The organism is Streptomyces sp. NPDC005004, from assembly GCF_053600675.1.
The window spans coordinates 63,812-85,566 of sequence record NZ_JBSGAH010000001.1 but is presented as its reverse complement, the minus strand read 5'-3'; the positions used below and the strand labels follow the sequence as shown (position 1 = coordinate 85,566).

20 protein-coding genes, 1 tRNA gene and 1 pseudogene are annotated in these 21,755 nt (G+C 71.0%); 14 read left to right on the top strand and 8 right to left on the bottom strand.

The window, feature by feature from the left end; all coding sequences use genetic code 11:
- Positions 1–2: 2 nt before the first annotated feature.
- The 7 genes and pseudogenes from ACWEEU_RS00390 to ACWEEU_RS00360 all read left to right on the top strand — a co-directional run bounded on the left by ACWEEU_RS00390 (position 3) and on the right by ACWEEU_RS00360 (position 7,942).
- A complete protein-coding gene (locus ACWEEU_RS00390; protein ID WP_385748226.1) occupies positions 3–707 on the top strand; it encodes a transglycosylase family protein in 705 nt (234 codons plus the stop codon).
- Positions 708–1,091: 384 nt separating this feature from the next.
- Positions 1,092–2,381, top strand: coding sequence for a phosphopyruvate hydratase (eno, locus tag ACWEEU_RS00385; RefSeq protein ID WP_385748224.1), 1,290 nt, complete (start codon positions 1,092–1,094; stop codon positions 2,379–2,381).
- Between the two features lie 151 nt (positions 2,382–2,532).
- A complete protein-coding gene (locus tag ACWEEU_RS00380; protein WP_385748222.1) occupies positions 2,533–3,009 on the top strand; it encodes an FtsB family cell division protein in 477 nt (158 codons plus the stop codon).
- Positions 3,010–3,054: 45 nt separating this feature from the next.
- Positions 3,055–3,507 (top strand): annotated as a pseudogene (locus ACWEEU_RS00375) (DUF501 domain-containing protein); the annotation flags it as partial.
- 168 nt (positions 3,508–3,675) lie between these two features.
- A complete protein-coding gene (locus tag ACWEEU_RS00370) occupies positions 3,676–4,578 on the top strand; it encodes a Ppx/GppA phosphatase family protein (protein WP_451727566.1) in 903 nt (300 codons plus the stop codon).
- Between the two features lie 492 nt (positions 4,579–5,070).
- On the top strand, positions 5,071–6,453 hold the full coding sequence (locus ACWEEU_RS00365) for an NAD(P)/FAD-dependent oxidoreductase (RefSeq protein ID WP_451726892.1): 1,383 nt from the start codon (positions 5,071–5,073) through the stop codon (positions 6,451–6,453).
- A 190-nt stretch (positions 6,454–6,643) separates the two neighbouring features.
- The gene (locus ACWEEU_RS00360) at positions 6,644–7,942 is read left to right on the top strand and encodes a class I SAM-dependent methyltransferase (RefSeq protein ID WP_385748218.1); all 1,299 of its coding nucleotides are present in this window, start codon (positions 6,644–6,646) and stop codon (positions 7,940–7,942) included.
- Between the two features lie 61 nt (positions 7,943–8,003).
- Here ACWEEU_RS00360 and ACWEEU_RS00355 read toward each other — a convergent pair whose 3' ends face one another.
- The gene (locus ACWEEU_RS00355) at positions 8,004–10,532 is read right to left on the bottom strand and encodes an ABC transporter permease (RefSeq protein ID WP_451726889.1); all 2,529 of its coding nucleotides are present in this window, start codon (positions 10,530–10,532) and stop codon (positions 8,004–8,006) included.
- Positions 10,532–11,332: an ABC transporter ATP-binding protein gene (locus ACWEEU_RS00350; protein WP_385749943.1), complete on the bottom strand. Its 801-nt coding sequence runs from the start codon at positions 11,330–11,332 to the stop codon at positions 10,532–10,534. The genes ACWEEU_RS00355 and ACWEEU_RS00350 overlap by 1 nt, the downstream gene beginning before the upstream one ends.
- A 423-nt stretch (positions 11,333–11,755) precedes the next feature.
- Between ACWEEU_RS00350 and ACWEEU_RS00345 the strand changes: the two genes are divergently transcribed.
- Positions 11,756–11,839: transfer RNA gene (locus ACWEEU_RS00345), tRNA-Leu, on the top strand.
- Positions 11,840–11,910: 71 nt separating this feature from the next.
- On the opposite strand, the gene ACWEEU_RS00340 is transcribed toward ACWEEU_RS00345, so the two are convergent.
- Together ACWEEU_RS00340 and ACWEEU_RS00335 are read right to left on the bottom strand one after the other, a co-directional pair.
- Positions 11,911–12,162: a hypothetical protein gene (locus ACWEEU_RS00340; RefSeq protein ID WP_385749941.1), complete on the bottom strand. Its 252-nt coding sequence runs from the start codon at positions 12,160–12,162 to the stop codon at positions 11,911–11,913.
- 161 nt (positions 12,163–12,323) lie between these two features.
- Complete coding sequence (locus ACWEEU_RS00335; protein ID WP_385749939.1) at positions 12,324–12,725, bottom strand: helix-turn-helix domain-containing protein; 402 nt, start codon at positions 12,723–12,725, stop codon at positions 12,324–12,326.
- Positions 12,726–12,960: 235 nt separating this feature from the next.
- Here ACWEEU_RS00335 and ACWEEU_RS00330 point away from each other — a divergent pair, with 235 nt between their 5' ends.
- The 5 genes from ACWEEU_RS00330 (at position 12,961) to ACWEEU_RS00310 (ending at position 17,382) form a co-directional block, all read left to right on the top strand.
- Complete coding sequence (locus ACWEEU_RS00330) at positions 12,961–13,176, top strand: hypothetical protein (protein WP_385749937.1); 216 nt, start codon at positions 12,961–12,963, stop codon at positions 13,174–13,176.
- A 48-nt stretch (positions 13,177–13,224) separates the two neighbouring features.
- Positions 13,225–13,443, top strand: coding sequence for a hypothetical protein (locus ACWEEU_RS00325; RefSeq protein ID WP_385749934.1), 219 nt, complete (start codon positions 13,225–13,227; stop codon positions 13,441–13,443).
- A 113-nt stretch (positions 13,444–13,556) separates the two neighbouring features.
- Positions 13,557–15,491, top strand: coding sequence for a zinc metalloprotease (locus ACWEEU_RS00320; protein WP_385749932.1), 1,935 nt, complete (start codon positions 13,557–13,559; stop codon positions 15,489–15,491).
- A gap of 76 nt (positions 15,492–15,567) precedes the next feature.
- Positions 15,568–16,242: a hypothetical protein gene (locus ACWEEU_RS00315; RefSeq protein ID WP_385749929.1), complete on the top strand. Its 675-nt coding sequence runs from the start codon at positions 15,568–15,570 to the stop codon at positions 16,240–16,242.
- Between the two features lie 279 nt (positions 16,243–16,521).
- The gene (locus tag ACWEEU_RS00310) at positions 16,522–17,382 is read left to right on the top strand and encodes a Bax inhibitor-1/YccA family protein (RefSeq protein WP_451726883.1); all 861 of its coding nucleotides are present in this window, start codon (positions 16,522–16,524) and stop codon (positions 17,380–17,382) included.
- 78 nt (positions 17,383–17,460) lie between these two features.
- Here the strand turns inward: ACWEEU_RS00310 and ACWEEU_RS00305 are convergent, their stop codons facing one another.
- Positions 17,461–17,691 (bottom strand): DUF4287 domain-containing protein, encoded by a 231-nt coding sequence (locus ACWEEU_RS00305; protein WP_199585621.1) that lies wholly within the window; start codon positions 17,689–17,691, stop codon positions 17,461–17,463.
- Positions 17,692–17,789: 98 nt separating this feature from the next.
- On the opposite strand from ACWEEU_RS00305, the gene ACWEEU_RS00300 reads away from it, so the two are divergent.
- Positions 17,790–18,101 (top strand): hypothetical protein, encoded by a 312-nt coding sequence (locus tag ACWEEU_RS00300; RefSeq protein ID WP_385749923.1) that lies wholly within the window; start codon positions 17,790–17,792, stop codon positions 18,099–18,101.
- 25 nt (positions 18,102–18,126) lie between these two features.
- Here the strand turns inward: ACWEEU_RS00300 and ACWEEU_RS00295 are convergent, their stop codons facing one another.
- From ACWEEU_RS00295 to ACWEEU_RS00285, 3 genes are all read right to left on the bottom strand, one after another.
- Positions 18,127–18,909: a hypothetical protein gene (locus ACWEEU_RS00295; protein ID WP_385749922.1), complete on the bottom strand. Its 783-nt coding sequence runs from the start codon at positions 18,907–18,909 to the stop codon at positions 18,127–18,129.
- A 304-nt stretch (positions 18,910–19,213) separates the two neighbouring features.
- Complete coding sequence (locus ACWEEU_RS00290; protein ID WP_385749919.1) at positions 19,214–20,434, bottom strand: acetyl-CoA C-acetyltransferase; 1,221 nt, start codon at positions 20,432–20,434, stop codon at positions 19,214–19,216.
- Between the two features lie 143 nt (positions 20,435–20,577).
- Positions 20,578–21,600, bottom strand: coding sequence for an SGNH/GDSL hydrolase family protein (locus ACWEEU_RS00285; RefSeq protein ID WP_385749916.1), 1,023 nt, complete (start codon positions 21,598–21,600; stop codon positions 20,578–20,580).
- Between the last annotated feature and the right edge of the window lie 155 nt (positions 21,601–21,755).

The window sequence follows — 21,755 nt, the reverse complement described above, 5'->3', positions numbered from 1 at the left end:
CCATGCTGTTTTCCAGCAAGGGCACGCACCGTCGCCCGGCCAAGGCCGTCCGCACCCTCGCGCTCGCCGGTGTCACCGGCGCCGCGATCGCCGGTCCGCTGATGGCGGCCGGCAACGCCTCCGCCGCCACCGCCTCCGAGTGGGACACCGTCGCCCAGTGCGAGTCCGGCGGCAACTGGTCCATCAACACCGGCAACGGCTACTACGGCGGCCTGCAGTTCTCCGCCTCCACGTGGGCCGCGTACGGCGGCACGCAGTACGCCGCCACCGCCGACAAGGCCACCAAGGACCAGCAGATCACCATCGCCGAGAAGGTGCTCGCCGCCCAGGGCAAGGGCGCCTGGCCGGTCTGCGGCACGGGGCTGTCCAGCACGCCGTACAGCTCCGCCGCCGCGAGCACCCCGTCCACCGCGGCGAAGACCACCACGGACACCGCCAAGGCCACGACGGACGCCGCCGCGCGCACCACCGCCCCTCAGGCCGCCTCGCGCTCCGCGAAGCGTCCCGCCGCGACCGTCACCACCCCGACCGGCCAGAAGGTCAAGAAGGGCGACGGCGAGTACAAGGTCGTCAAGGGCGACACGCTCAGCACCATCGCCACCGAGCACCACGTCAAGGGCGGCTGGAAGAAGCTGTTCGACCTCAACAAGGACATCGTCCGGAAGGCCGACCTCATCTACCCCGGCCAGATGCTGCACCTGAAGTAGCGGTCCCGCGCCGCCCGCGAGCGGCGCCCCTTCGCACCCGCTCACCGCACCGCCGCCCCACGCACGGCGGCGGTGAGCCCTCCCCCCACCAGGCCCCGCACCGGCGCGTGTTCCCCCGTACGCGCCGGAGCGGGGCTTCGCGCCCCCTGGGCCGTCCCGAGGGGCCCCTGCCCTGGCGCCGCGGCCCGGCCCCGCGGCACCCCGCTGGCCAGACCCCCCGACACCCCTTTGTTCCGGGCGTGAACAATGAGTACGGTCTCCCTGTCCACGGGACGGTCGGTCGACGGCCGACACCCCGGGGACGGTTAGGCTCTAGTCGCAAGGCCGTGCCGTACGGCACACCGCCCCGCACATCTCAGCGTCACATCCAAGAAGGAGATGCTCGTGCCGTCCATCGACGTCGTCGTAGCCCGGGAAATCCTGGACTCCCGAGGCAACCCCACGGTCGAGGTCGAGGTCGGCCTCGACGACGGCAGCACGGGTCGTGCCGCCGTTCCGTCCGGTGCCTCCACCGGTGCCTTCGAGGCCATCGAGCTCCGTGACGGCGACCCCAACCGCTACCAGGGCAAGGGCGTCGAGAAGGCCGTCCTCGCCGTCATCGAGCAGATCGGCCCGGAGCTGGTCGGCTACGACGCCACCGAGCAGCGCCTGATCGACCAGGCCATGTTCGACCTGGACGCCACCGACAACAAGGGCTCGCTCGGCGCCAACGCCATCCTCGGCGTCTCCCTCGCCGTCGCGCACGCCGCCGCCGAGGCCAGCGACCTGCCGCTCTTCCGCTACCTGGGCGGCCCCAACGCGCACCTGCTGCCGGTGCCGATGATGAACATCCTGAACGGCGGCTCGCACGCCGACTCCAACGTGGACATCCAGGAGTTCATGATCGCGCCGATCGGTGCGGAGTCCTTCTCCGAGGCCGTCCGCTGGGGCGCCGAGGTCTACCACACCCTCAAGAAGGTTCTGAAGCGCAAGGGCCTGTCCACCGGCCTCGGCGACGAGGGCGGCTTCGCCCCCAACCTCGGCTCCAACCGTGAGGCCCTCGACCTCATCATCGAGGCCATCAAGGAAGCCGGTTACGCCCCGGGCGAGCAGGTCGCCCTGGCGCTCGACGTCGCCGCGTCCGAGTTCTACAAGGACGGCAAGTACCTCTTCGAGGGCAAGGACCGCTCCGCCGCCGAGATGACGGAGTACTACGAGGAGCTGGTGGCGGCCTACCCGCTGGTCTCCATCGAGGACCCGCTGTTCGAGGACGACTGGGCCGGCTGGAAGGTCCTCACCGACCGCCTCGGCGACAAGGTGCAGATCGTCGGTGACGACCTGTTCGTCACCAACCCCGAGCGCCTGGCCCGCGGCATCGACGAGGGCGTCGCCAACGCCCTGTTGGTCAAGGTCAACCAGATCGGCTCGCTGACCGAGACCCTGGACGCCGTCGAGCTGGCCCAGCGCAACGGCTACAAGTGCATGATGTCCCACCGCTCCGGCGAGACCGAGGACGTCACGATCGCCGACCTCGCCGTCGCCACCAACTGCGGCCAGATCAAGACCGGCGCCCCGGCCCGCTCCGAGCGCGTCGCCAAGTACAACCAGCTCCTGCGCATCGAGGAGATCCTCGACGACGCCGCGGTCTACGCCGGGCGCAGCGCCTTCCCGCGGTTTCGCTCCGCGAACCAGTAAGCACGGCAAGGGCTGATCATCGCCCTGAAGGCTCGGCCCTCCGACGAGGGCCGGGCCCGCGCGGGAGCCGGCTCCCGCCAGTCGTCCTACGTCCCCGGACCCGGTCCCGTACCGTGTCCGGGGACGTACGCGTGAACGGGAGGCGGGGAAGATGGCCACGAGGGACCGGGACCGTTTCTCCACCACGACCAGGCTGCGGCTGCTCGGCGAGCAGACCGCGGCCCGCGTCTACCGCTCCCAGACCAAGCGCCAGGCCCGCCGCTCCCGGCTCACCGGCCGCGCCGCCCTGCTCGCCATGGTGCTGTGCTCGCTGATCGTCGCGCTCGCCTATCCGATGCGCCAGTACGTCTCCCAGCGTGCCGAGATCGCCGACCTCCAGCGCCGTCAGCAGCAGGCCCGCGCCCGCGTCGAGGAGCTGCGCGACACCAAGGCGCGCTGGCAGGACGACGCCTACGCCGAACAGCAGATCCGGCGCAGGCTGCACTACGTGCTGCCCGGCGAGACCGGGTACGTGGTCGTCGACCCCGGCGCGGCGAAGCAGTCCCGCGCGGACAGGGGGGCCGCCCACCGGCCCTGGTACGCGAACGTCTGGGACGGCGTCGACAAGGCCGACGCCTCCGACCAGTGACCGGCATCCGCCGGTGACCCACAGAAAGCCACTCTGGAAGCAGTCATGGAAACGCCCCCGCCGCCCACTCCGCGCACCGAGCCCACCGCAGCCGACGTGGAGGCATTCAAGCAGCAGCTCGGCCGTCCGCCGCGCGGTCTGCGGGCCATCGCCCACCGGTGCCCCTGCGGACAGCCGGACGTCGTGGAGACGGCCCCCCGGCTGCCCGACGGCACGCCCTTCCCGACGACGTACTACCTGACGTGCCCGCGCGCCGCCTCGGCGATCGGCACGCTGGAGGCGAACGGCGTCATGAAGGAGATGACCGAGCGGCTGAAGACGGACCCGGAGCTGGCCGCCGCCTACCGCGCCGCGCACGAGGACTACATCCGGCGCCGCGACGAGATCGAGGTCCTCGCGGGCTTCCCCAGCGCGGGCGGTATGCCCGACCGGGTCAAGTGCCTGCACGTCCTCGTCGCCCACTCGCTGGCCGCGGGCCCGGGCGTGAACCCGCTCGGCGACGAGGCCCTCGCGATGCTGCCCGAGTGGTGGGCCAAGGGCGCGTGCGTGACGCCGGAGGGCGGGGCGTGCGGTGCGGCCGAGGAGACGGCGGAGTCCGCCGGGGCCGCTTCGCGGTCCGCCGACGGTTTCACCCGCGTCGCCGCCGTCGACTGCGGCACCAACTCCATCCGGCTGCTCGTCGCCGACGTGAACCCGGCCACGGGCGAGCTGCGCGAGCTGGACCGCCGTATGACCATCGTGCGGCTCGGCCAGGGCGTCGACCGCACCGGCCGCCTCGCCCCCGAGGCGCTGGAGCGGACCTTCGCCGCGTGCCGCGAGTACGCCGGGGTCATCCGTGAACTGGGCGCCGAGAAGGTGCGGTTCGTGGCCACTTCCGCCTCCCGCGACGCGGAGAACCGCGACGAGTTCACGCGCGGTGTCGTGGACATCCTCGGCGTCGAGCCCGAGGTCATCTCCGGCGACCAGGAGGCCGAGTTCTCCTTCATCGGTGCCACCAAGGAGCTGACCGGCGCCGAGGGCTTCGCCCGGCCCTATCTCGTGGTGGACATCGGCGGCGGCTCCACCGAGTTCGTCGTCGGCGAGGACGGCGTGCGCGCCGCGCGCTCGGTGGACGTGGGCTGTGTGCGCATGACCGAGCGTCACCTGGTCCAGGACGGCAAGGTCACCGACCCGCCCACGGCCGAGCAGGTCGCCGCCATGCGGGCCGACATCGAAGCCGCGCTGGACCTCGCCGAGCAGACCGTCCCGCTGCGCGAGGCGCGCACCCTGGTCGGCCTCGCCGGTTCGGTCACCACCGTCTCCGCGATCGACCAGGAGCTGCCGGAGTACGACTCCGCGCGCATCCACCACTCCCGCATGACGCGCGGCCGCGTCCGCCAGATCACCGAGTGGCTGCTCTCCTCCACGCACGCCGAGCGCGCCGCGGTCCCCTCGATGCACCCCGGCCGGGTCGACGTGATCGGCGCGGGCGCGCTGGTCCTGCTCGCCGTCATGGAGCGCATCGGCGCCGAGGAGGTCGTCGTGAGCGAGCACGACATCCTCGACGGCATCGCCTGGTCCCTGGTGTAGCGCTCGGGGCGGACAAGGCCGTACGGGGCGCCCGTACGGCCTTGTGGAGACGTCTCGTTACCACCCGGTAGTGAGCGGCTGAGCAGGCCGTACGACGGATGAGCAGGGTCGCGGAGTGGCCGACACGCCGCTTCGCGACCCTTCTCCGGAAACCTTCGTGAAGTTCTTCACAAGGAATTCGGCCCCCGGGGGCAACGCAAGGGGTCCCATTGACCCATTCGGGGGCTCAACGGCCCTTGAAGGGTGCTCACGAGAGCGTTGCGCGGGTGTTTCGTGGAGGTGTCCGAGGGGCCTTCGGGAGGCGATCCATGAGGGTGCCGAGAACCCGGAGGGCCAGCTCACGCGGCCTTGACAACGGGTCAGAACGACCTTGAGTTCCCCGCATGGAACATGATCTGTGTCACGTGAGCGGCGGAGGATAACACAGGCCCTCTCCAACCTTGTGAAGGGGCGCACGAGCTACCCCTCCGGGGCAGGTGGATACTCGATGCCATGAGCACCACGGAGCGTCCCAGGATCCTCGTAGTAGGCGGTGGGTACGTAGGCCTGTACGCAGCTCGGCGCATCCTCAAGAAGATGCGCTACAGCGAGGCGACCGTCACGGTCGTCGACCCCCGGTCGTACATGACCTACCAGCCCTTCCTGCCCGAAGCCGCCGCCGGCAACATCTCGCCCCGGCACGTCGTCGTCCCGCTGCGACGCGTGCTGCCGAAGGCCGAGGTCCTCACCGGCCGGGTCACCACCATCGACCAGGACCGCAAGGTCGCGACCATCGCCCCGCTCGTGGGCGAGGCGTACGAACTCCCCTTCGACTACCTGGTCGTCGCGCTCGGCGCGGTCTCCCGCACCTTCCCGATCCCCGGCCTCGCCGAGCAGGGCATCGGCATGAAGGGCATCGAGGAGTCCATCGGCCTGCGCAACCACGTGCTGGAGCAGCTCGACAAGGCCGACTCCACGACCGACGAGGAGATCCGCCGCAAGGCGCTCACCTTCGTCTTCATCGGCGGCGGCTTCGCGGGCGCGGAGACCATCGGCGAGGTCGAGGACATGGTCCGCGACGCCGCGAAGTACTACAAGAACGTGTCCCGCGAGGACATGCGGTTCATCCTGGTCGACGCCGCCGACAAGATCCTTCCCGAGGTCGGCCCGAAGCTCGGCCAGTACGGCAAGGAGCACCTGGAGAGCCGTGGCGTGGAGATCTACCTCTCCACCTCCATGGACTCCTGCGTCGACGGCCACGTCGTGCTGAAGAACGGCCTCGAGGTCGACTCCGACACCATCGTGTGGACCGCGGGCGTCAAGCCCAACCCGGCGCTGGCCCGCTACGGCCTGCCGCTCGGCCCGCGCGGTCACGTCGACTGCGAGCCGACCCTCCAGGTCAAGGGCACGGACTACATCTGGGCCGCCGGCGACAACGCCCAGGTCCCGGACCTCGTCGGCCGCAAGGCGGGCAACGAGAACGCCTGGTGCCCGCCGAACGCCCAGCACGCGCTGCGCCAGGCCAAGGTCCTCGGCGACAACGTGGTCTCCGGTATGCGGGGCTTCCCGCAGAAGGAGTACGAGCACGCCAACAAGGGCGCCGTCGCGGGTCTCGGCCTGCACAAGGGCGTGGCGATGATCGTCCTCGGCAAGACGAAGATCAAGCTCAAGGGCCGTCTCGCCTGGTACATGCACCGCGGCTACCACGGCCTCGCGATGCCGACCTGGAACCGCAAGATCCGTATCTTCGCGGACTGGACGCTCGCGATGTTCCTCAAGCGCGAGGTCGTCTCGCTGGGCGCCATGGAGCACCCGCGCGAGGAGTTCTACGAGGCCGCCAAGCCGGCCCCGGCTCCCGCCGCCGCCAAGACCGAGGAGAAGGCCAAGGCCTCCTGACCTCCGGTCACCTGTTCTCTCCGAAGGGCCTCCCCGCTGTCCGTGGTGCGGGGGGCCCTTCGGCGTTTCACACCGCCGGGCGGCCTACGCTCTTTTGCCCTGTTGTAACTCCATTGCGGGACTGTGCCGGGTAGCCATGTCGTTTACGTGGTAACGGACATCCGGGATTGCCGTCTTGGAGGTGTGCGCCATGGCCGACGCCGCGTCGCGACTGGTGAGTGTTGCCGAGCAATTGCTGGGAGCCCCGCTCCCGGTGCGGATCCGTGCCTGGGACGGTTCCCAGGCGGGACCGCCGAACGTACCCGTACTCGTCGTGCGCAACCGCCGGGCGCTGCGCCGGATCCTCTTCAAGCCCGGAGAGCTGGGTCTCGCCCGCGCCTGGGTCTCCGGCGACCTCGACATCGAGGGAGACCTCTACAGCGCCCTGGGCGTGATGGCCGGCCTCATCTGGGAGCGCGATGAGGATTCCCGCACCCTCGCCCAGGCCCTGCGCGACCCCGCGGTGCGGGCGGGCGTACGCGATCTGCTGCGGCTCGCCGGACCCCCGCTGCCGCCCACGCCGCCGCGCGAGGAGGTCCGCCCCCGCCGCCATCTGCACACCCGGCGCACCGACAAGCGGGCCATCAGCCACCACTACGACGTGGGCAACGACTTCTACGAGATCGTCCTCGGACCGTCCATGGTCTACTCGTGCGCCTACTGGGAGGCCCCCGGAACGGGCGGCACGCTGGAGTCCGCCCAGCGCGACAAGCTCGAACTGGTCTGCCGCAAGCTCGGTCTGAAGCCCGGCCAGCGACTCCTCGACGTCGGCTGCGGCTGGGGCTCCATGGCCATCCACGCCGCCCGCGAGCACGGCGCGAGCGTCGTCGGCGTCACCCTCTCCCAGGAGCAGGCCGCCTACGCCCGCAAGCGCGTCGCCGACGAGGGTCTGACCGACCGGGTCGAGATCCGGGTCCAGGACTACCGCGACGTGCGCGACGGCCCCTACGACGCGATCTCCTCCATCGGCATGGCCGAACACGTCGGCGCCGAACGCTATCTGGACTACGCCCGCGACCTGTACGGCCTGCTGAAGCCCGGCGGACGGCTGCTCAACCACCAGATCGCCCGCCGCCCGCAGGGCGACGAGTCGGCGTACGAGGTCGACCGGTTCATCGACGCCTACGTCTTCCCCGACGGCGAACTCGCCCCTCTCGGCACCACCGTCACCCAGCTGGAGCGTGCCGGGTTCGAGGTCCGGGACGTGGAGGTGCTGCGCGAGCACTACGCGCTGACCCTGCGCGCCTGGGTCACCCGCCTCGAGGAGGACTGGGAGCGGGCGGTACGGCTCGCCGGGGACGGCCGTGCCCGGGTCTGGCGGCTGTACATGGCCGCCTCCGCGCTCGCCTTCGAGCGCAACCGGATCGGCGTCAACCAGGTCCTCGCCGTCCGCACCCCGGAGCCGGGCACCTCGGGCCTCCCGCTCCGCCCCCGCACCTGGCACGGCTGACCGCATACGCAGGGGCCCCGTTCCGGTCCGGAACGGGGCCCCTGCGTATGCGCGTGCCGTGCTACTCGGCCTTGATCGCCGTCAGCATGTCGAGACGGGCCGCCCGGCGGGCCGGCCACAGCGCCGCGAGGACGCCGACCGCCGCCGCCAGGAACAGGAAGAGCGCCATCCGGTCCCAGGGCAGCACCAGCTGGTACGTCGGCATCTTCGTGCCGATCAGCGCGCCGACCGCCCAGCCGAAGAACACGCCCAGACCGATGCCGAGCACGCCGCCGAACAGGGAGATCACCAGGGACTCCAGGCGCACCATCCGCTTGACGCCCCGGCGCTCCAGGCCGATCGCGCGCAGCATCCCGATCTCCTGCGAGCGCTCGAAGACCGACATGGCCAGGGTGTTGACGACACCGAGAACCGCGATGACCACCGCCATGCCGAGCAGGCCGTAGACCAGGTTCAGCATGAACGTGAAGATCTTCGCGACGCCGTCGGAGATGTCCTTCTTGTCCTGGACCGCGATCGCCGGGTTGGAGCCGAGGGCCTTCTCCAGCCGGTCCTTGGCGCCCGCCGAGGCGCCGTCCTTCATCTTGACCATGACCTGCATGTCGGACGGGGTGGTCAGATGCGGGGTGAGGGTGCTGTTGTCGATCATGATGCCGCGGATCATGGCGTTGCCCTCGTAGACCCCGGCGACGGTCAGGCGCTCGGCCTTGCCGTCGGCGTAGTGCACGGTGAAGCGGGACCCCGCCGTCCAGCCGTACTGCTTCGCCCGGTCCTTGTCGACGACGACGCGGGTGCCGGTCACCGCGAAGGTGCCCTGGTCGGTCTTCAGGTCGGTCAGCTCGCCGATCGTGCGGCCGTCGACACCGGTCAGGAACTCCGTCCTGCCGTCGATGCGGGAGGGAGCGTTGCGCAGCGGGCTGCTCGCGGCGACCCCGTCGACGCCGGCGACCTTGTCGGCCACCTTCGGGGAGAGCGGGCCGTGGGTGGACATCGAGACGACGTAGTCGGCGCTGATCGAGTCGCTCGCCATCTTGTCGATCGACTTCTGGAGGCTGCCCGCCATCACCGTCATGCCGGTGATCAGGGTCAGGCCGATCATCAGCGCGGACGCCGTGGCCGCCGTGCGGCGCGGGTTGCGCACCGAGTTCTGGCGGGCCAGCCTGCCGGAGACGCCGAACATCCGCAGCGCGGGCGCGGCGGCCGCGATCAGCGGACGCGACAGCAGCGGCGTCAGCACGAACACGCCGATGATCAGCAGGACGGCGCCCAGACCCATCGCGACCTGACCGCGGTCGGTGCTCATCGTCCGGCCCGCGAGGACCACCGCGACACCGGCCCCGGCGAACAGCGCGCCCAGGGTGTTGCGCACCACCAGGGACTTGGTGGTGGCCTTGGCGTGGATGCTGTTCATCGCCGCCATCGGCGGGATCTTCGCGGCGCGGCGGCTCGGCAGCCAGGCGGCCAGAGCGGTGACGACGACGCCGACGACGAGGGCGGCCACCACCGTGCCCGGAGTGATCACCAGAGGTCCGTCGGGCAGTTCGGCGCCGAAGGAGCCGAGCAGGGAGCGCAGCCCCGCGCCGATGCCCACACCGGCCGCGAGTCCGGCGACCGCGGCGACCGCGCCGACCACGACCGCCTCGGCCAGCACCGAGCGGGTGACCTGGCCCCGGGAGGCGCCGACCGCGCGCAGCAGGGCCAGCTCCTTGGTGCGCTGGGCGACCAGCATGGTGAAGGTGTTGGCGATGATGAACAGGCCGACGAACAGGGAGATCCCGGCGAAGACCAGCAGCCCCTTGGTGAGGCCGCTCATGCTGTCGGCGATCTGCCGGGCCTGGTCGTCCGCGAGCTTCTTGCCGGTCGTGGTCTCCACCAGCTTGGTCGGCAGCGTCTTGTCGAGGGCGGACTTGAGCGCGTCCTGACTGGTGCCGGGCGCGGCCTTCACGTCGATCTCGTCGTACGTGCCCTTCTTGCCGAACAGGGTCTGCGCGGTCGGCGTGTCGAACAGGGTGAGGCTGCCGCCCGCCGAGACGTTGCCGTCGTCGGTGGTGAAGATGCCGCTGACGCGCGGCGTGAGGACCGGGCCGTCGACCGAGAGACGGGCCTTGTCGCCGACCTCGTACCCGGCGCGCCGCGCGGTCTTGGAGTCGAGCGCGATCTCGTCGGCGCCGTGCGGGGCGTTGCCGGAGACGAGCTGGTAGCGGGGGTCCTTGTCGCCCCAGTAGTTGCCGCCGGAGGACTGCCAGCCGTCGCCGACCAGCTTGCCGTCCTTGCCCGCGAGGGCGGTGAAGCCGCCGACGACACCGGTGACGGACCGCGCCCCCGGGGTCTTCGCGGCCTTCTGGAGCAGGGCGTCGGTCAGCTCGGGGTTGTGGCCGACATGGTCGCCCTCGGACGCCTGACGGCGGGGGGTGACGGCGACGTCGACCCCGTCGAAGCCCTTGGCCGAGCTGTTCTGGAAGGCCTGGGAGACGGTGTTGGTGAAGACCAGCGTCCCGGACACGAACGCCACGCCGAGCATGACGGCGAGCACGGTCATCAGGAGCCGGGCCTTGTGCGCGAGGACGTTGCGCAGAGCGGTGCGGAGCATCAGCTTGTACGGCCCTTCGCGTCGAACTCGCGGGTCTGGGGGTTTCCCCCGGGGAGGCTGCGCATGAGGTCGAGGACGCTGTCGGCCGTGGGGTCCTGGATCTCGTCCACGATCCGGCCGTCGGCGAGGAAGACCACGCGGTCCGCGTAGGCCGCCGCGACCGGGTCGTGGGTCACCATGACGACGGTCTGGCCCAGCTCGCGCACGGAGTTGCGCAGGAAGCCGAGGACCTCGGCGCCGGAGCGGGAGTCGAGGTTTCCGGTCGGCTCGTCACCGAAGACGATCTCGGGGCGGGAGGCCAGCGCGCGGGCCACGGCGACGCGCTGCTGCTGGCCGCCGGAGAGCTGCGCGGGGCGGTGGGTGAGGCGCCCGGACAGTCCGACCATGCCGATGACCTCGTCGAGCCACGCCTTGTCGGGCTTGCGGCCCGCGATGTCCATCGGCAGCGTGATGTTCTCCAGCGCGGTGAGCGTGGGGAGCAGGTTGAACGCCTGGAAGATGAAGCCGATCTTGTCCCGGCGCAGCCGGGTGAGCTGCTTGTCCTTCAGCGAGCCCAGCTCGGTGTCGCCGATGCGCACGGAACCCGAGGAGAAGCTGTCGAGCCCGGCCACGCAGTGCATCAGCGTGGACTTGCCGGAGCCGGAGGGCCCCATGATCGCGGTGAACTCGCCCTGGCGGAAGTCGACGGAGACCTGGTCCAGGGCGACCACCCGGGTCTCACCCTGCCCGTAGATCTTGGACAGCTCCGTGGCGCGCGCTGCCACGGCGGTGCTCCGGCCGGCGGTGGGTGTGGTGGTCACGGAAGGGCGCTCCTGTCGGTACGGCTGCGGGGACGGACATCCATCGTCCCCTCCCCTTTCCCCGCGCCGGTCAGCCGCTGCTCCGGTTCCCGGAACCGCCTCCGGTCGGACGGGGCGCCCCGGTGTCATACCTGGGGAGGACCCCCGACCCTGAGGCCACCCGGGTGGCGCGGCGGCCGGAGCCCGGTGGGACCGCTCCCGCCGGGAACAGGTGGGCCGCCCTCGTTCGGTAGGTGAAATTCCGTCATTCCCCGTGCGCGGCGGGCGCGGCCCCGTCACGCTGTTGGCAAGTGCGGATGGCGTGCACCGTGGTCTGATGCACCCTCAGACATCAATAAAATAAGACAACATCGGTCCGTACTCTCCGCTGTCCTCGGGGAGCCTCCCGATAGGCTCGGGAGCTCGAAGCGGAGCCCATGGCCTGCCCGGATGGTGGAATGCAGACACGGCGAGCTTAAACCTCGCTGCCCCTTCGCGGGCGTGCCGGTTCAAGTCCGGCTCCGGGCACATGCTCACCACCGCTGACCAGCGAAAGCACTGGTACGGCGGTCCCTTCCCGGCCTAGCCGGCTCTCGGGCTCAGCCCTCGTACACCGTCAGGACCACCCCGTCCGCCTCGATGCGCCGGCCCGCGCGCATCCCGTTGGCGCGGAGGGTGAGGAGGCAGGTGTGGAAGAGGGCCAGTTCTTCCGTGTTCAGGATCGCGGCGGCCAGGTCGAGGAGTTCGCCGACCGACGCGTCGGTGAGGATCTCGGGCAGTTCGCCGGAGAACAGGACGACGGACTCGCCGTCGGGGCCGCGGACCACCGCGGTGGCCGGCCCGCCATGCACGAACAACACGTTCCCCCCAAGGGCCCGGGGTCGTGCGGCTCTCGCTCCTCGGGCAGTCGTGAGACTAGCGGGGTATCTCGGCATATTCGGGCCCAGTTGCATTCTTTTTCCGACTTGGGCTCCGAGTGGGCCGAAGAGCGGGCAACCGCGGCCAGAGGCGGTCAGTTCTCCGGCGGGCGCTTGGCGGAGCGGCCCAGCAGGGACTCCACCAGGGCGGCGACATGGCGCCGGTCGTCGGAGGAGAGCCGCTGGACGCTGGCGATGAGGAGGTCGACCTCGGGGTCGCCCGTCGCGCCGGCGTCGGCCGCACCGTTCTCGGCCGTGCCGTACACGTGGATGCCGCACGCCTCCGCCGCCGCTCGCCGCACGGTGTCCAACGGGAGTCCGAGTCCCTTGGACAGTCCCTCCAGGGTCGTGGCCTGGGGCATCCGCACCACGCGCTCGGCGGTGGCCAGGTGGTGGACGGTGGAGCGGGGGACGCCGCCGCGTCTCGCCACGTCGCCGTAGGACCAGCCCTCACGGTCCAGGCGCTCGCGAATCAGCTCCTGCAGTGCGTTGGTCACCTGGTCACTTCCCGCTCGTCCTGCTCGCCGGTCGCCGAACCTCGCTGTCGGGGGGATTCTACGGGCGAGTAGGGGCACGGCCGAAAGGGTGATTCCCCGAACGGGTTGCGGAGAGTGCCCGCGAGGCCCTAGTGTCCAATCTCGTTGGACAGCTCGTCCGACCAAGTCGGACAGAGTCCGGGGGGAACCTGACTCCGTTCGACCGGAAATGCCTATTCCCAAGGGGGAATTCATCATGATGGACGCTCACGAGCTCGAGGCCGAGTCCGCGGAGCTGCTGCCGGGTCGCGAGGCCCTGGGCAAGCTGAAGTTCAGCTTCAACAAGACGACGAACGTCACCAAGCACGTCGCCAACATCGCGGCCTCGAACCAGTCCGCCGCGCTGAACGACCACTCGGCGTTCTCCGTCGCCAGCTCCGGCGCCGCCCAGACCATCAGCGTCTCCCAGTAACACCCGCGCACCACCACCCTCCGAGATCTTTCCGAAAGGACCACCATCATGAGCATGGACATGCGTGACCTGGACGCCGAGTCCGCGGAGCTGCTGCCGGGCCGCGAGGCCCTCGGCAAGCTGAAGTTCAGCTTCAACAAGACGACCAACGTCACCAAGCACATCGCGAACATCCAGGCCTCGAACCAGTCGGCCGCGCTCAACGACCACTCCGTGTGGTCGGACGCCCAGTCGCAGGCCGGCCAGGCGATCTCCGTCAAGCAGTAACGGCACCGCCGCACAGGCGGCCACGGGGGCGGACCGTGCCCGAGTCCGGGGCGGTCCGCCCCCGCGGCCATGCCGGGGGGAAGCGGCGGCCATGACGTGGGGGGAGACCACACATGACGGTGTCGGGAAACGGCACGACCACGCTCTACGACACCGGCCCGCTGCCCGGGCCCGGTGGCTGGCCGGTGACGTACGAGCAGGTGGCGGCCGGCAGTCTGCCGGACGCGGAGGTGCCGTCCCGGCCCGTTCCGCGCATCAGCGCGGGGCTGAAGCTGCACGGCGAGTACCAGGGTTCGGGCTTCACCGAGCCCAAGTACATCGCCCGTCGGGGGGACGGGCAGGTCGTGCAGCTCTCGCGGCTGCTGTATCTCGTGGCGTCGTCCGTCGACGGCGTCCGCGACGTCGACACCATCGCCCACCGGGTGAGCGCGCGCTTCGGCCGTGAGGTCAGCGGGGAGAACATCCGCTACCTGGTGGAGAACAAGCTCGAACCGCTCGGCGTGACCGTCCCCGAGGGCCAGGAGAGCGACGAGGTCGACGCCCCGCGCTCCGACCTGCTGCTGGCCCTCAAGGGTCACCGGGTCATCTTCAACGAGCGCCGCACGGCCAAGATCGCCCGCTCGCTCCAGTGGCTGCACAAGCCGGTGGTCGTCGCCGCCGTGCTGCTCTCGGCCGTCGCCATGGACGTGTGGCTCTTCGGCTTCTTCGGGGCGATAGAACCGGTCCTGGAGGTCCTCGACCAGCCGGTCCTGATCCTGATCGTCTTCCTCCTCACCGTGGCCTCCCTCGTCTTCCACGAGTTCGGCCACGCCTCCGCGTGCAGATACGGCGGGGCCCGGCCGGGCTGCATCGGCTGCGGCCTCTTCCTCATCTGGCCGTCCATGTACACCGACGTCACCGACGTCTACCGGATCAACCGCGGCGGGCGCATCCGCACCGACCTCGGCGGCGTCTACTTCAACGTCGTCTTCATGCTGGCCATGGCCGGCGCCTACTTCGCCACCGGGGAACAGTTCTTCCTGGCCGCGGTCTATCTCGGCCACTTCGAGATCCTCGAACAGCTCATGCCGGCCGTCCGTCTCGACGGCTACTACATCCTGGGCGACCTCGCCGGAGTCCCGGACCTCTACGGCAAGATCAGGCCGATCCTCCTGTCCCTGCTGCCCACCGCCAAGGGGCGGGCGGCCCGCGAGGAGGTCGCCGGGCTGAAGAAGTCGGCCCGCGTCATCGTGGCCACCTGGGTGCTCACGATGGTCCCGCTGATCATCGCCGAGCTGGGCTACGGCCTGTGGAACCTGCCGCGCATCCTCACCACCATGGTCCGCTCGCTGACCGAGCAACTGGTCGGCACGTGGTCCGCGATCGCCGACGGCAAGATCGTCGAGGGCCTGGTCGGGGTGCTCGGCACCTTCATGCTGCTGTGCCCGATGGCGGGTGTCATCTACCTCACCATCAAGATCGGCGGCCGGCTCTTCCGGGCCGCCAAGCGCGCCACCTCGGGACGGCCCGCGCTGCGCGTCACGCTGTGCGCGGCCCTGCTGGTCGGTCTCGGCGGGCTCAGCTACGCCTGGATGTCCGGCGTGACCCCGAAGCCGCTGCCCAAGAAGCCGCCGATCGCGCCGATCCTTCAGCCCGGGGTGCCCACGACCGCGCCGCCGCCCATGGACGCGTCCACGCCGGAGAACGGCGTGGGCGGCCCGTCCGCGAGCCCCGGCACCGCGTCCGCGTCGCCCTCGGCCGTGCCCGGCGCGGCGCCCTCCGGTGCCTCCGGCAGCCCGAGCGCCACGGCCTCCGGCAGCGCGTCCGCCTCCGCACCGGAGCCGTCCTCCTCGCCCTCGGCGAAGCCCGGCAAAAAGCCGACCAAGGGGACGACCCAGCCCGGCGACTCGGGGAGCAACGGCGGTACGGGCGGCAACCCGTCGCAGGAGCCGACGGGCTCCGCCACCGACAGCCCCACCCCGACCCCCACGGAGAGCCTCCCCACGAGCGAGCCGCCCGGGAGCACGCCTCCGTCCACCGACCCCCCGGCCCAGGCGGCGTCGTCCTGACCCCCTACGGCCCTGTGTGACCACGCGGGTCGCACCCCCCTGAACCACATCGCATCCACTTCTTCCGGGAGACTCCATGGGAAGTCATCGAAAGCCACGCGCGAGCAGCGGTCCGTTCAACGGACGCGCGGTCCGCACCGTCCTCCTCGCCGCCGGCGCCGCCGGAGTGGCGACCGCCGTCCCGGCCCACGCCGCGACCGGGCCCGCCCGTGCCGCGATCGTGTCGGACAACGTGTTCACCAACGCCAACCGGCTGCACCACACCCAGGCGAAGGACTCCTTCACCGTCCGCGAGTTCGGCAACACCCGGTCCGCCTCCGTGCGCAACCAGGCCAACGCCGTCTCCATGGGCTGCTCGGTCGACGACAAGTGCCGCTCGGTCGCGCTGTCCTTCCAGATCGTCACGATCGCCGGGGACGTGCACCGGCTGAAGGCGGTCAACGTCAGCGACGCGGCCAACAAGTACTGCGACGGCTGCCAGACCCTCGCGGGCGCCTACCAGTTCGTCGTCTCCACGCCCAACCCGCTCAAGCTGGACGCGGGCGCCCGCCGTCAGCTCGACGACATCCAGCACCGACTGGACGCGCTGACCCGCTCCGGCCTGCCCGCGACCGAGCTGCAGACCAAGGTGGACGCGCTGGCCGGCGAGGTCAACGGCATCCTCAAGAACGCCGTGGCCAAGGCGCCCAAGGGTCACGAGCGGCCCGACGTCACCCTGCACCGCCGACTGGACGGCTGGCCGCGCCACTGACCGCGTCCTGACCGTCCCGCCCCGGCCGGCCGCCGGTTCCGCGAGCGCCTCCCGCGGACCGGTGGCCGGCCTCTTCGCCTCCGGGGGGCGGACGCCCTCTTTCTTACGGAGCCCATAGGTCCCCCGGGCATCGCTGCTCCATGGCCGGGAACACCGGTTCGGCATAACGTGTTCGGCAGCATGACGAGGGAAAGATCCTCCTCAAGGATTACGGTCCTTCCTTTGCCAATCCATTACTCTTGAGGCCGAGGCCGCACACCGCGGCCGTGGAGGAGTGAAATGAGGAGCAGCAACCCGGTCTTCTCGCGACGGGGGTTCAGCCGCGACAACGGCTACGCCGGTTTCAACACCGCACCGCAGGCCGGGTACGCACAGGGCAGCCCCTACGCGCAGAATCCGTACGCCCAGAACCCGTACGCACAGCCCGACCTCGCGCACGGCGCCCCGCCGCAGGCCCCGCCCGCCGCCGGCCGGATGACGATGGACGACGTCGTCACCCGCTCGGCCTTCACGCTCGGCACGGTCGTCGTCGGCGCCGTCCTCGCCTGGACGCTGCTGCCGGTCTCCACGACCAGCTACGGCCTGGCGGTCGGTTCCGCGATCATCGCCTTCGTCCTGGCGATGGTGCAGAGCTTCAAGCGCACCCCGTCCCCCGCGCTGATCCTGGGATACGCGGCCTTCGAGGGTGTCTTCCTCGGCGTGATCAGCGAGATGTTCAACAGCCGCTGGAGCGGCGCGCCCTTCCAGGCGGTGCTGGGCACCATGGCGGTCACCGGCGCCACCCTGCTGGTCTACAAGGCCGGCTGGATCCGCGTCACCGCGCGGTACGCCCGGATCGGCATGGCCATCGCGATCGCCTTCGTGGTCGTCATGGCGGTGAACCTGCTGCTGGTCGCGTTCGGCGTCGCCGAGAACGGCGGACTGCGCAGCATGGGCCCGCTCGGCGCGATCGTCGGCATCATCGCGATCCTGCTCGGCGCGTTCTTCCTGACCCTCGACTTCAAGCAGATCGAGGACGGCGTCGCCTACGGCGCCCCGCGTGAGGAGTCCTGGCTCGCCGCGTTCGGTCTCACCATGACCCTGGTGTGGATCTACATCGAGATGCTCCGCCTGGTCGCGATCTTCAGCAACAACGACTAGCGGACGACACCGCAGCGCACGCGAAGGGCCCCCGGTTCGACACCGGGGGCCCTTCGCGTGGCGCGAGAGGCGCGGCTGCTAGCGCAGCTTGCGCGCGGCCCGCCTCAAGTCGTACTCGTGGATGATCGCCTTGGCGTGGCCGTAGGCCAGGTTGTGCTCGTGCCGCAGCCAGCTCACCTTCTCCTCGAAGCGGACGAGGGCGGGTCCCTCCTCCACCGCGCGCAGCCAGTCGGAGACGGCGCGGCCGGTGCAATGAGGAATGCGGGCGAGCATGTTGCGATGGGTCTCTTCGGAGAAGACTTGGGACATCGGCGCCTCCGGACGCAAAGGGGATACAGGCCGGTCCTCACCGTCACCGTGCCCGAGCGCGCGCCGCTTGGCAACAGTGCCCGCGTTACGCTCGGGCGGTGCTCGATACGACGCCCCTGACCAAAGCAGTGGAACACTTCGCCGACCGGCTCCGCGCCGCCCCGCAGAGCCGGCTGCAACGCAGCGCCGCCGCCGAGGCCCTGGCCCTGGCGCGGGAGATGGCCCGGCGTACCCAGGCGGTGGAGGAGCCCGGGACCGAGCCCCGCGAGATGCCGGACGCCGGGATGTTCGCGGCGGCCGACCAGATCACCGTCGCCGGGCACGACCTGGCGCTGGTGCTGAGCACCGAGGAGCAGGTTGCCGAGGCGGTCGAGCTGGTGGAGGAGGCCCGTAAGCGGGCCGGGGTGTGAAGAGCCTCCGTGGGGTTCCCTGGGCTCAGAGGGACGCGATGACGCGGTCCGCGAGGACGTACACGGTCTCGTCGCCGCAGGCGAACGTCAGCGTGTAGGCGCCGGAGATGCCCGAACCGCCCAGCAGATACGGCGACTCGCCCGAGCGCAGCGCGGCCGCTAGCCGTTCCGCCGTCTCGCGGTGGCCCGGGGTCATGCACAGGGTGGTGCCGTCGGCGAAGACGTAGACGTCGAGGGTGCCGAGCGGGCCGGGGCGTACGTCGCTCAGCGCGACCTGCTGGGTGGCGAGCTGCTCCAGGGTGGTGGCGGCGCGCTCGTCCTCGTGTCCCGCGGTCGCCTGTACGGGGACGAAGTCCGGGTGCGAGGGGTGGCGGCGGCGGGCCGCGGCCAGCTCCGGGGACTCCCCGGCCTGCTCCTCGGACTCGGCGGCGGGCTCGGCCACGGGCTCCAGGCCCGCGAAGTCCGCCTGGCGGGGCAGGAAGGGCTCGACGTCGGCCAGGCCGTGCAGCGAGGGGGCGTCGGAGGAGTCGCGCGCCTCCTGGGCGGCCCAGAACGCGCGGGCCTCGGCCAGTTCGCGCTCCCGCTCCTCGGCGAGCGCCTCGGCCACGGCCGCGCGTATCTCCTCGGCGTCGGCGGTGGTGCGGGCGGCGGGCAGCAGGGCGCGCAGGGCGGCCGCCTGGTCGTCCGCGAGCTGGGCCTGCAGCTCGGCGAGCTGACGGCGCAGCCGCAGCACGGTGCACAGGACGGCGACGCCCACGGCGCCCGTGGCGACCGTGGTGAGCAGCAGGGCGATGGGCATGGCGCTCACTGACGTACTCCCAGGTTCAAAGTCGACCCCCGACTTCCTACAACAGCTTGAAGGGCGGACTGACCGGCTGTCAGTGCGTAACGTCACGAAACGGACGGGACTTCTGCCTCGGCGGCGCGTGGCGCCTCCCCGCCCACGGCACTGACCTGCGTCGATCCCCCATCGAGCGAGATAGGTCACACCCTGAGGGAGATTGGATCACAAAAAGGCCCGGCGCCCAGGGGATTTCCCGGGTTCCGGGCCTTTTCGGACCCTCGGTGCCCGAGCGGTCACCGAGGGTCGATCAGCTCGTCGGTTCGAAGCGTCAGCTCAGGCGCTCGATGACCATGGCCATGCCCTGGCCGCCGCCGACGCACATGGTCTCCAGACCGAACTGCTTGTCGTGGAACTGCAGGGAGTTGATCAGCGTGCCGGTGATGCGGGCGCCGGTCATGCCGAAGGGGTGGCCGACCGCGATGGCACCGCCGTTGACGTTGAGCTTGTCCAGGTCGATGCCCAGCTCCTGGTAGGAGGGGATCACCTGGGCGGCGAACGCCTCGTTGATCTCGACCAGGTCGATGTCGCCGACACCGAGACCGGCGCGGCGCAGCGCCTGCTTGCTCGCCTCGACCGGGCCGAGACCCATGATCTCGGGGGAGAGGCCGGAGACGCCGGTCGAGACGATCCGGGCGAGCGGGGTCAGACCCAGCTCGCGCGCCTTGGTGTCGCTCATGATGACCAGCGCCGCGGCGCCGTCGTTGAGCGGGCAGCAGTTGCCCGCCGTGACCAGGCCGTCGGGGCGGAACACCGGCTTGAGGCCCTCGACGCCCTCCAGCGTGACGCCCGCGCGCGGGCCGTCGTCCTTGGCGACCACGGTGCCGTCGGGCAGCGTGACCGGGGTGATCTCGCGCTCCCAGAAGCCGTTCTTGAGGGCTTCCTCGGCGAGGTTCTGCGAGCGGACGCCGAACTCGTCCATCTCGCGGCGGGTGACGCCCTTGAGCCGGGCCAGGTTCTCGGCGGTCTGGCCCATCGCGATGTACGCGTCGGGGACCAGTCCGTCCTCGCGCGGGTCGTGCCAGGTGGTGCCCTCCTGCTGGGCGACCTCGGCGGTACGGGCCTCGGCTTCGGCGAAGAACGGGTTGCGGGTGTCCGGCAGGCTGTCGGAGTTGCCCTTCGCGAACCGGGAGACCATCTCGACACCGGCCGAGATGAAGACGTCGCCCTCGCCGGCCTTGATGGCGTGCAGCGCCATGCGGGAGGTCTGGAGCGAGGAGGAACAGTAACGGGTGATCGTGCAGCCCGGCAGGTGGTCCATGCCCATCTGCACCGCGACGATCCGGCCGAGGTTGTTGCCCTGCTCGCCGCCGGGCAGGCCGCAGCCGAGCATCAGGTCGTCGATGTCCTTCGGGTCCAGCTCGGGAACCTTGGCGAGCGCCGCCTGGATGATCGTGGCGGTCAGGTCGTCCGGGCGCAGGTCCTTCAGGGAGCCCTTGAAGGCGCGGCCGATGGGGGAGCGGGCGGTCGACACGATGACGGCTTCGGGCATCACGGCTCCAGTGGCGTAGAGAGGAAAGGGCAGGACCCACTCGGAAGTTACCCGTACGTATGGCCCGGGTCACCCGGGTGCGGGTGTGACGCTGGCCGCAATTGTCTAAGCGCTTGCTTGGCCGGCTGGGATCCGCCCGCGGGCTACGAGGACGGCGCCGCCGGTTCCGTCTCCGGCACCCCGCGCCTGCGCCGCCGCTTCAGCAGTGCCCAGGGACCGCGCGGCCCCGAGGGCATCGCGGCCGTGACCTCGGTGCCCGCCTCCGCCGCCGCCTCGGCCGCCGCCCGGGCCACCGGCAGGAAGCCCTCACGACGCGCCACGTCCGGCCCCTCCTCCTCGGCCGGCCACAGGCTCAGCGCCGCGCACACCGTGGGCAGCACCGCCATGGCCGCCGTGGCGTACCCCTCCGCCGAGGGGTGGTAGCTGTCCGGGCCGAACAGCTCCCGGGGGTTCGCCGCGAACTCCGGGCCCAGCAGGTCGCCGAGCGAGACCGTGCGTCCGCCCTGTTCCACGACCCCGATGGTCTGCGCCGCCGCGAGCTGCCGGGAGGCGCGCCGGGCCAGCCAGCGCAGCGGCTGCTGCACCGGCTCGATGGTGCCGAGGTCGGGACAGGTGCCGACGACCACCTCGGCGCCGGCCGTGCGCAGCCGTCGTACCGCCGCCGACAGATACCGCACCGAGCGGGTCGGGGGCATCCGGTGGGTCACGTCGTTCGCGCCGATCATGATCACGCAGACGTCGGGGACCGGCAGCGGGGACGCGAGGACCAGGGCCACCTGGCGCTCCAGGTCGTCGGACTGCGCGCCGGGCAGCGCCACGTTCCTCAGCACCACCGGCCGCTCCGCCACCGCCGCGAGTCCCGAGGCCAGCAGCGCGCCCGGGGTCTGGCCCGCCCGGTGAACGCCCTGTCCCGCCGCCGTGGAGTCGCCGAGCAGGGTCAGCCGGAGCGGCGGCTCGGCGGGTTCCTCGAACCCGGTGCCGTACACCCCGTCGGCCTGCGGCACCCGGCCGCCGGTCGCCCCGTTGTTCACCTGGCGCTGCGCCAGCCGCATCTCCGCCAGCACCAGACCGACCGCGGCCACCCCGATCAGCCCGGCTCCGCCGCCGCCGTACGCCGCCCCGGCCGCGATGCGCCGGGCCACTCTCGCCCTCGACAGGTTCGCCATGCGACGCCGCCACCTCCTCCTAGCCGTACACCCACTCCTTGCCCCGTACGGCACGTGTGCCAATCTCCACAGGGAGTGAAGGTCCGTCCGGCGTCACCCGGGGGCCGTAGGCTGGCGGAAACAACTACGACCACTGTTTTTGCAAGCAACCGGAG

Bases quoted from the DNA above. Each gene is read 5' to 3' on its own strand.
- ACWEEU_RS00390 (WP_385748226.1), top strand. From the start codon at position 3: ATGCTGTTTTCCAGCAAGGGCACGCACCGTCGCCCGGCCAAGGCCGTC.
- ACWEEU_RS00380 (WP_385748222.1), top strand. From the start codon at position 2,533: ATGGCCACGAGGGACCGGGACCGTTTCTCCACCACGACCAGGCTGCGG.
- ACWEEU_RS00365 (WP_451726892.1), top strand. From the start codon at position 5,071: ATGAGCACCACGGAGCGTCCCAGGATCCTCGTAGTAGGCGGTGGGTAC.
- ACWEEU_RS00360 (WP_385748218.1), top strand. From the start codon at position 6,644: ATGGCCGACGCCGCGTCGCGACTGGTGAGTGTTGCCGAGCAATTGCTG.
- ACWEEU_RS00355 (WP_451726889.1), bottom strand. From the start codon at position 10,532: ATGCTCCGCACCGCTCTGCGCAACGTCCTCGCGCACAAGGCCCGGCTC.
- ACWEEU_RS00330 (WP_385749937.1), top strand. From the start codon at position 12,961: ATGATGGACGCTCACGAGCTCGAGGCCGAGTCCGCGGAGCTGCTGCCG.
- ACWEEU_RS00325 (WP_385749934.1), top strand. From the start codon at position 13,225: ATGAGCATGGACATGCGTGACCTGGACGCCGAGTCCGCGGAGCTGCTG.
- ACWEEU_RS00320 (WP_385749932.1), top strand. From the start codon at position 13,557: ATGACGGTGTCGGGAAACGGCACGACCACGCTCTACGACACCGGCCCG.
- ACWEEU_RS00315 (WP_385749929.1), top strand. From the start codon at position 15,568: ATGGGAAGTCATCGAAAGCCACGCGCGAGCAGCGGTCCGTTCAACGGA.
- ACWEEU_RS00310 (WP_451726883.1), top strand. From the start codon at position 16,522: ATGAGGAGCAGCAACCCGGTCTTCTCGCGACGGGGGTTCAGCCGCGAC.
- ACWEEU_RS00305 (WP_199585621.1), bottom strand. From the start codon at position 17,691: ATGTCCCAAGTCTTCTCCGAAGAGACCCATCGCAACATGCTCGCCCGC.
- ACWEEU_RS00290 (WP_385749919.1), bottom strand. From the start codon at position 20,434: ATGCCCGAAGCCGTCATCGTGTCGACCGCCCGCTCCCCCATCGGCCGC.
- ACWEEU_RS00285 (WP_385749916.1), bottom strand. From the start codon at position 21,600: ATGGCGAACCTGTCGAGGGCGAGAGTGGCCCGGCGCATCGCGGCCGGG.